The sequence below is a fragment of the Salinivibrio sp. ML198 genome, from assembly GCF_001996015.1.
GTDB lineage: Bacteria > Pseudomonadota > Gammaproteobacteria > Enterobacterales > Vibrionaceae > Salinivibrio > Salinivibrio siamensis.
In genome coordinates this window covers 1-913 of the sequence record NZ_MUEZ01000046.1, presented here as the reverse complement: position 1 = coordinate 913, position 913 = coordinate 1, and the positions used below count along the sequence as shown (strand labels likewise).

The window sequence follows — 913 nt, the reverse complement described above, 5'->3', positions numbered from 1 at the left end:
CTGGACGTCGAGCGGCGGACGGGTGAGTAACGGCTGGGAACCTGCCCTGACGAGGGGGATAACCGTTGGAAACGACGGCTAATACCGCATAATGTCTACGGACCAAAGGTGGCCTCTACATGTAAGCTATCGCGTTGGGATGGGCCCAGTTAGGATTAGCTAGTTGGTAAGGTAATGGCTTACCAAGGCGACGATCCTTAGCTGGTTTGAGAGGATGATCAGCCACACTGGGACTGAGACACGGCCCAGACTCCTACGGGAGGCAGCAGTGGGGAATATTGCACAATGGGGGAGACCCTGATGCAGCCATGCCGCGTGTGTGAAGAAGGCCTTCGGGTTGTAAAGCACTTTCAGCAGTGAGGAAGGTGGTGTACTTAATAGGTGCATGGCTTGACGTTAGCTGCAGAAGAAGCACCGGCTAACTCCGTGCCAGCAGCCGCGGTAATACGGAGGGTGCGAGCGTTAATCGGAATTACTGGGCGTAAAGCGCATGCAGGCGGTTTGTTAAGTCAGATGTGAAAGCCCGGGGCTCAACCTCGGAACCGCATTTGAAACTGGCAGGCTAGAGTCTTGTAGAGGGGGGTAGAATTTCAGGTGTAGCGGTGAAATGCGTAGAGATCTGAAGGAATACCAGTGGCGAAGGCGGCCCCCTGGACAAAGACTGACGCTCAGATGCGAAAGCGTGGGTAGCAAACAGGATTAGATACCCTGGTAGTCCACGCCGTAAACGCTGTCTACTTGGAGGTTGAGGTTTAAGACTTTGGCTTTCGGCGCTAACGCATTAAGTAGACCGCCTGGGGAGTACGGCCGCAAGGTTAAAACTCAAATGAATTGACGGGGGCCCGCACAAGCGGTGGAGCATGTGGTTTAATTCGATGCAACGCGAAGAACCTTACCTACTCTTGACATCCAG

General features: G+C 54.1%; 1 rRNA gene. It reads left to right on the top strand.

The features are described from left to right. A 16S ribosomal RNA gene (locus BZG25_RS15595) occupies positions 1 to 913 on the top strand; the annotation flags it as partial.